The organism is Arthrobacter sp. 35/47 (assembly GCF_000520475.1).
Lineage (GTDB): Bacteria > Actinomycetota > Actinomycetes > Actinomycetales > Micrococcaceae > Arthrobacter_D > Arthrobacter_D subterraneus.
In genome coordinates, this window is the sequence record NZ_KI914590.1 from 1 (window position 1) to 5,422 (window position 5,422).

The window sequence follows — 5,422 nt, forward strand, 5'->3', positions numbered from 1 at the left end:
GGGGAAGGGGAATAGGGGAGAGTGGGGATCGGGTGGGACGCTAGGCGATGTTGAGCTCGTTGCCCGGGATCGACGCCAGGAGCCTGCGGGTGTAGGGATGGCGGGGGTTCTGGAAGACTTCCTCGGAGCTTGCAGCCTCGACCAGTTCGCCGTCCTTCATGACGCAGACGTAATCGGAGATGAGCCGTACCACCGCGAGGTCGTGGGAGATGAACAGGTAGCTGAGCCCTAGCTCGGACTGCAGGTCACCCAGAAGCCTGAGGATCTGGGCCTGAACCAGTACGTCGAGGGCGGACACGGGCTCATCGCAGATGATGAGTTCGGGTTTCAGTGCCAGCGCCCGGGCAATCGCGACGCGCTGCCGTTGGCCGCCGGAGAGCTCGGAGGGATACCGCCGCAGCGCGTTGTGCGGCAGGGACACCTGGTCCATCAGCTCACGCACCCGTGCTGCACGCTCCCTTTTCGACCCGCGCCTGTACGCGTTGAGGGGCTCCTCAACAATGCGCTCGATAGTGAACATCGGGTTCAGGGAGGAATACGGGTCCTGGAAGACGGGCTGCACCCGCTGCCGGAAGTCCGCAAGCTGGGCCTTGTCCAGGGTGGCCACGTCCATGCCGTCGAACGTCATGGTGCCCGAGGTGGGCTCGATGAGCTTCAGGAGCATGCGAGCCGTCGTCGTCTTGCCGGAGCCCGACTCGCCCACGATGGCGACGGTCTGCCCACGCGGGATGTCCAGGGTGACGTTCTTCGCGGCGTAGAAGTCCTCCGAGCTGCCGCGCCGCTTGTAGATCTTGGTGAGGTCCCGGATCTCTACGATGTTGTCTGTCGGCGCGGCCTGTTCCACCGAGTCGGCGTCGGCCTGGTGTTCCTCGAACGCGGCCTGCGCCACGGCAGTGCGCTTTGCGGCGTCCTCGTGATAGGCGCCCGGCCTCAACCGGACGGCGGCCACGCTGGGCGCGGCGCGGACCAGGGACTGCGTGTAGGGGTGCTTCGGATCGTTCAGCAGCTGCGCGGCCGGCCCGGTTTCCACCACACGGCCGCGATGCATCACCACGAGCTCTGACGCACGCTCCGCTGCCAGCCCGAGATCATGGGTGATGAGGAGCACCGAGGTGCCGAGCTGCTCGGTCATGGTGTCGATCTGGTCCAGGATGGTGCGCTGCACCGTGACGTCGAGGGCGCTGGTCGGCTCGTCGGCAATCAACAGCCGGGGACGGCAGGCCATGCCGATCGCGATGAGCGCGCGCTGGCGCATTCCGCCGGAGAACTCGTGCGGGTATTGCTTGGCACGCTCGGCGGCGTCCGGCAGGCCGGCAGCGGACAGAACCTCGACGACGCGGTCCTTGACGTTCTTCTTGTCCGCGAGGCCGTGCACCAGCAGCGTTTCCGCCACCTGGGTGCCGATCTTGGCGACGGGATTGAGGTTGGACATCGGGTCCTGCGGAACCAGGCCGATAGCCCGGCCGCGGATGGTTCGCATTGCCGATTCCGGGAGGGGAACGAGATCGCGGCCCTCGAACAGAATGCTTCCGCCGGTGACCCGCCCGTTGCCCGGAAGCAACCCGATGCAGGCCATCGCGGTTGTGGACTTTCCCGATCCTGACTCGCCAACGATGGCCAGGGTCTTCCCGCGATGAAGGGTGAAGCTGGCGTCCTCCACGGCGTTGACCTCGCCGTACGTGGTGCGGAAGCTGACTGCCAGGTTCTTCACCTGAAGCATGGGCGCGTTCTTGGCGTCATCGACGGCGTTGTCGATGGAGGTGATTTCCGTCATGGCTCTATCGTCCCTCATAACCGCCCTGCATCAGGTCATGCCGCGTGAGTTTCCGGACGAGGTGATCGATGGCCAGTCGGTACCCGTCCACCCCCGCCCCGACGATCACCGCGTCAACCACGGCCGACAGGTAGGAGTGGTGCCGGAACTCCTCGCGGCGATGCACGTTGCTGATGTGCACCTCCACGGTGGGCAGGCCCACCGCGCTGATCGCATCCCGCAGGGCCACCGAGGTGTGAGTGTAGGCGGCGGCATTGATGACGATCCCGTCGGCGGTTCCTGCAGCCTCCTGGATGGCCGTCACCAGTTCACCCTCGTGGTTGGACTGCCTGCAGTCCACGGCCCAGCCGTGCGCGCCGGCGGCGGAGGCACACAGCTTCTCGACGTCGTCGAGGGTGTTCGAGCCGTAGACACCCGGTTCGCGGGTGCCAAGCAGGTTCAGGTTGGGGCCGTTGAGGATCAGCAGGGTAGTGGTCGCCATGGCTTAACTATGCCCCACGGCGAACCGCGGATAAGGGCGTCGCGCACCCGGTTTCGCAACGCGCACGGGTTGCCGCCAGAACGGATGCGGCAACCCGGGCACGCTGGGTCTACTTGCGCAGCGACGCGGCGATCTGCTGCATGATCGTCGGATCGGACAGGGTGGTGGCATCGCCCACCTCGCGGCCCTCCGCAACATCCTTGAGGAGGCGGCGCATGATCTTGCCCGAGCGGGTCTTCGGCAGCTCCGGTACCACGAGGATGTTGCGCGGCTTGGCGATCGGCCCGATCTCCTTGCCCACATGGTTTCGGAGGGTGGTGACGACGTCGTCATCCTGGGCCGCAGAGCCGCGCAGGATCACAAAGGCAACCACCGCTTCACCGGTGGTCTCGTCAGAAGCGCCGACGACGGCGGCCTCCGCCACCGACGGATGGCTCACCAGTGCGGACTCGATTTCCGTTGTGGACAGGCGGTGCCCCGAGACATTCATGACGTCATCCACGCGGCCGAGCAGCCAGATGTCGCCGTCCTCGTCCCGTTTTGCACCGTCACCGGCGAAGTACATGTTCTCGAAACGGGACCAGTAGGTTTCCTTGAACCGCTCCGGATCGCCCCAGATTCCGCGCAGCATGGCAGGCCACGGTTCGCGGATCACGAGGTAGCCGCCGGCCCCGTTGGGTACCGACTGCCCCATCTCGTCCACCACGTCGACGGCGATACCCGGCATGGGAACCTGCGCGGAGCCCGGCTTGCATGCCGTGACGCCCGGAAGCGGGGCGATCATGTGCGCGCCCGTCTCGGTCTGCCACCAGGTGTCCACAATCGGCGCGCGGCCCTCCGCCCGGCCCCCGTTCCCGCCGATGATCTCCCGGTACCACATCCACGCCTCGGGATTGATGGGTTCGCCGACCGATCCGAGGACCCGGATCGAGGAGAGGTCGAACTTCGCGGGGATGTCGCGCCCCCACTTCATGAAGGTGCGGATGGCTGTGGGGGCGGTGTACAGAATCGAGACCTTGTACTTTTCCACCAGCTCCCACCAGCGCCCCTGGTGCGGGGTATCCGGAGTGCCTTCATACATGAGCTGGGTGGCGCCGTTGACGAGGGGGGAGTAGGCAACATAGCTGTGCCCGGTGACCCAGCCGATGTCCGCGGTGCACCAGAAGACGTCCGTTTCGGGATGCAGGTCGAAGGTGTACTTCTGCGTGAAGGCGGTCTGCGCCAGGTAACCGCCGGTGGTGTGCAGGATGCCCTTCGGCTTTCCTGTTGTTCCGGAGGTGTAGAGGATGAAGAGGGGGTGTTCGGAATCGTGTCCCTCGGCAGTGTGCTCGTCGGAGGCCGACCCCACGGCATCATGCCACCAGACGTCGCGGCCCTCGGTCCACTCGACTGGCTCCCCGTTGCGCTTGACCACCAGCACGTTCTCGATGGTGTGTCCCGGACGTTCCAGGGCGCCGTCCACGGCCGGTTTCAGCGGGCTGGGCTTGCCGCGGCGGTAGGTGCCGTCAGAGGTGACTACCAGCTTCGCTTCGGCGTCGTCGATCCGGCTCCGGAGGGCATCGGCGGAGAATCCTCCGAACACCACGGAGTGCACGGCGCCGATGCGCGCGCAGGCCAGCATGGTGATGACGGCCTCAGGAATCATGGGAAGGTAGACGGCCACGCGGTCGCCCTTGGCCACGCCGAGGGACTGGAAGGCGTTGGCAGCCTTCTTCACCGCCGTCGTCAGTTCTGCGTAGGTGTAGGTGAGGGTATCGCCCGGTTCGCCTTCAAAGTGGATGGCGACGCGGTCACCGCGGCCCTGCTCCACGTGGCGGTCCAGCGCGTTGTAGGCGGCGTTGATTTTTCCGCCGACAAACCATTTGGCGAACGGCGCTTCCGACCAGTCAAGCGCCTGCGAGAAGTCCTCGTGCCAGGTCAGGAGTTCGCGTGCCTGGCGGGCCCAGAATTCGGGGCCTTCCCTGCCCTGCTCATAGAGGTCGGCGGAGCCGATGGCATTGGCGGCGAAGTCCTCGCTGGGCGGGAATCGGCGCTCCTCGTGCAGCAGATTTTCGAATGCGTCACCCGTGGAAATCTGGGTGTTTTCAGACATTGTGAACCCCTTCGGCAGGTCGGTGCGGAGGCAGGCCTGAACGACGTCGACGACCCGCGAATGTGCTGTGTCCCACACTAGCGGGGGCCTCCCCCATTCTGTGTGCGGGCAGTCACAATCCGGATGCGAATGGCACACATTCTGCGGTGAACGGCGAGCACGGTGCGCCGACATGTCCCATCATTGGTAGGAAAGGAAGTGGTCGTTGACTAGGGTTGGCTGAGAAATCCGAATCCGGCTCAACGCCCTCGGCACCTGCGACTGCGGCACCAGCCGCCGTTATGAAACGGAGAATCCAGACATGACCGAACAGCGCCAGTACGACGGCGGCGCAGGCACCGCGCATAGCTCGCCGGTGCGGCAACCCGGCCGGTCCGAGACCCCTGCTGATCCCTCCAGCTCCGCCGGGCCCGAGGCAGTCGCCGGCCCGTTCACCCTGCGGGAGACCGTGATCGGCGTTTCCGTGCTGGTGATGTTCACCGGCACCATCCTGCCCTTTGTGGACGGCGTGAACCTGTGGCGGGCGTTCCCGCTGTTCTTCCTCGGCATCGGAATACTGCTGCCGGTCGCCGCACTCGCACTGCTGATTGGCCGCCGGTCCGGCGCTAGGCACCTGCGGGTCGGTTCGCTGTCGGTTGACCAGTTCGCCTCTGTCACCGCAGCTTTCGCCGCGGCGTTCTTCTTCCTGCAGACCGTCACCACCTTCGGCATCGGATCATTCATCGCACTGCTGGGATCAATCGGGTTCCTCGTGGCCACGGTCGGGGGTCCGCACCTCGGGGTATTCAAGAGCGATTTCACCGGACGGCCCTCGTCCTCCGCGCACCCGATCGCCCGGGAGGCACTTCCGGCCCGGCCGCGCCCACCCAAAGCCGACGCCTCAGAGAAGGCAGGCGGTTGGAAGAACTTCCGGCCCGGATCGAAGGCCGCGCCGGCGTCGGACGGCCCCAACAGCACCGGCCGCAGCGCGGGCTACGCCGTTGCGGGTTACGCGGCAGGCCAGGGCGCGGGCAACCAGCAGGTGCCGTTCTCGGCGGGACAGGGCAACGCTGAGGACAGCGCACAGGCAGCTCCC

At 66.1% G+C, this 5,422-nt stretch carries 3 protein-coding genes and 1 pseudogene; 1 reads left to right on the forward strand and 3 read right to left on the reverse strand.

Annotated features, from left to right (window positions below):
• Nucleotides 1–40: 40 nt before the first annotated feature.
• From X803_RS0105920 to acs, 3 genes are all read right to left on the reverse strand, one after another.
• Nucleotides 41–1,774, reverse strand: a complete 1,734-nt coding sequence (locus tag X803_RS0105920; protein WP_051470510.1) for a dipeptide ABC transporter ATP-binding protein — start codon at nt 1,772–1,774, stop codon at nt 41–43.
• Between the two features lie 4 nt (nt 1,775–1,778).
• The gene (gene aroQ, locus X803_RS18135; protein ID WP_051470511.1) at nt 1,779–2,255 is read right to left on the reverse strand and encodes a type II 3-dehydroquinate dehydratase; all 477 of its coding nucleotides are present in this window, start codon (nt 2,253–2,255) and stop codon (nt 1,779–1,781) included.
• A gap of 109 nt (nt 2,256–2,364) precedes the next feature.
• Nucleotides 2,365–4,347 carry an acetate--CoA ligase gene (gene acs, locus X803_RS0105930; RefSeq protein WP_026544421.1) on the reverse strand — a complete coding sequence of 661 codons (1,983 nt, stop codon included), beginning with the start codon at nt 4,345–4,347 and terminating at the stop codon, nt 2,365–2,367.
• A gap of 301 nt (nt 4,348–4,648) precedes the next feature.
• Here acs and X803_RS22135 point away from each other — a divergent pair.
• Nucleotides 4,649–5,422 (forward strand): annotated as a pseudogene (locus tag X803_RS22135) (hypothetical protein); the annotation flags it as partial.

What these genes read in the sequence shown, in the direction of transcription:
- acs (WP_026544421.1), bottom strand. Translation starts at nt 4,347, where the DNA reads ATGTCTGAAAACACCCAGATTTCCACGGGTGACGCATTCGAAAATCTG.
- aroQ (WP_051470511.1), bottom strand. Translation starts at nt 2,255, where the DNA reads ATGGCGACCACTACCCTGCTGATCCTCAACGGCCCCAACCTGAACCTG.
- X803_RS0105920 (WP_051470510.1), bottom strand. Translation starts at nt 1,774, where the DNA reads ATGACGGAAATCACCTCCATCGACAACGCCGTCGATGACGCCAAGAAC.